Source organism: Bacillus sp. JJ1503 (genome assembly GCF_036965125.1).
Classification (GTDB): Bacteria; Bacillota; Bacilli; order Bacillales; family Cytobacillaceae; genus Cytobacillus.
The window spans coordinates 1-2224 of the sequence record NZ_JBALOZ010000407.1 but is presented as its reverse complement, the minus strand read 5'-3'; the positions used below and the strand labels follow the sequence as shown (position 1 = coordinate 2224).

Here is a 2224-nt window from a genome sequence, read left to right as displayed (position 1 = left end):
TCATTATCCTACTAAGACAAAAGCCAGCAATAATGCTGGCTTTTTCATTTTCCACATTTCATTTATTTAAATATTATTTCCTTTTACATCATTTTTTTGAGGTATGGAATCTTTCGCCATACAAAATGACTTAGCAAAAAACTTAGAATGATTCCTAAAAATGCCGTCATTAGAAATTTAGTCCAGACTGATATTGGTAGGTCATTCAATGTATATTGAAGGAAGACAACTACTGGGACATGGATGAAATAAACAACAAATACATTGTTTGATAACATCTTAGACCAACGATTAGTGCCGTTAATTTTTTCTCTAAATAAAATTAGAAGACCGATTACAAGCGAAATACACAGTAACGTCTCAATGAATGATCGAGTCAACGAACCAAAGTTTTGTCCACCTTTTAAAAGAAAAGGATCTACCGTATTCCCTCCAAAATACAAAATAGTTACTATTAATACTCCAATAATAAGCCAGATGTATCCTACTCTCGCACTCAAAGTTAAAAACCATTTGCGATGATAGGCCATAATACCTAAACAAAAGAAACTCACATACTGTGGTACATGTGCAAATTCTGTTTGAATAAATCCTACGAAAGCTGTCCAATGATCAATAGGAAACCATATCCTTGTAATGAAAGTCACTAAACTAACGATCAACCACAGGGAGAGAATCTGATAAACCTTAATATTTCCATCAAATTTTTTTGTGGATTTCTTGGATGTAAAGAAGGTCCAGACTGAAAACACAACCGCATACACAAGTAAATGCTCTAAAAACCATAAATGGCCAAATTGCATATCAGGCCATGATGGTCCAGACCAATTCGTGGGTTCACTACCAAGTCCAAAAAATATATTAACATAGTAAGAAAAAAATGAGATGGGTTCATAATCTCTGAAATTAATGTAATATAAATACATCAGAATAGGAATTATCACGAGAAATCCCAGTAGTAATGGAATACCAATTCTAATAAGCCGTTCTTTTAAAAACCGTTTCGGCCCTTTTCTCGCGATTGATTGAGGGAGAAAATATGCTGATAAAAAGAAAAACATACTCATAAAAAATGCTGCATTTACAGAGAAAAATCTACCCAACCAGTTGATAGATTCATCATCCAAAAAATACCACCAACCACCTGGTCCATAGGCTTGTCCAGCATGGTGAGCTACTACAAGCATAATTAAAGCTATTTTTATATTATCGATGAAATATAAATGATCACTCTCTTTTTTCACCTTTAAACCCCCATTCCCATTAAAAGTTACACTTAAATAATAGCGTATTTTTTACCATTATAGGAAAAAGTTTCATATATAGTAAATAATTCCATTTTTTAAAATCAATAACTGTTTAGCATTATCGTCCTAATGCGAATTTTATTTTATACATCTATGTAATTTATAGACGCTAATCCTTGTAAGGGAATAGCACCCGATTGCTAAGGATCGGTAGAATCCCTTGAACGAGATATAAGTACATGGAGTACCTCCTTAATTTTTACGAAGTACTCCATATTCCCTTTTTTTGATTTGCAAAAATACCCTAGATCAGAAAGCTGTTGTATTTTATCGTCTTGCTTCGTTAGCATAGGGAGAACTGCAATGAAGAATGCTAACCGTTGCCTGAGATGACAGTGCATCGTCAGAGATTTTGCACAATCTGAATTGGATTACCGTCCGGATCTGCAATCCAAGTAATGAGCAGCCGACCGAGCCATTCGTGCGGTGAGACCAGGGCTTTGGCACCATTCAAGGTGACGGTTTCAAAGGCGGCAGCAGTGTCATCCGTCCACAAAATCACTGCAACAAGCTGCCCATGAGACACGGGGGCGAGGCCGTGATCATCGCGCGTAGAGGAAACAGATGCGATGCCTATTCTATAGTCATCGAGAACCAAATCAATATGATCGGTTCGCCATCATTTGGCACTCGAAAGGACTCGTGAATCCCAGACTCTCGTAGAACGTAGCTGCTCTTACTACATCCGAACTGAACAGAATAACTTGGGGATTACGGAAGATCGACAATTTGTTACACCTCCTATTGTTCAAGTTGGAGTCTGAGCCATTAATTATTAGTTCAATTGTTTCGTGAAAAATCCTTTTTTTATTCAATTAAATGGCCCTTAAATGGCAAAAGCACTTTCCTTATTACAGAAAAGCGCCCGATTGTTGAAGATTGTTATTCAACTAAAGCACCCGTTCGTAATATAAGGT

General features: G+C 36.4%; 1 protein-coding gene. It reads right to left on the bottom strand.

Annotation, left to right across the window (positions count from 1 at the left end; translation table 11 throughout):
• Window positions 1-83: 83 nt before the first annotated feature.
• The gene (locus tag V7149_RS23925) at window positions 84-1244 is read right to left on the bottom strand and encodes an acyltransferase family protein (protein ID WP_335348074.1); all 1161 of its coding nucleotides are present in this window, start codon (window positions 1242-1244) and stop codon (window positions 84-86) included.
• Window positions 1245-2224 lie beyond the last annotated feature (980 nt).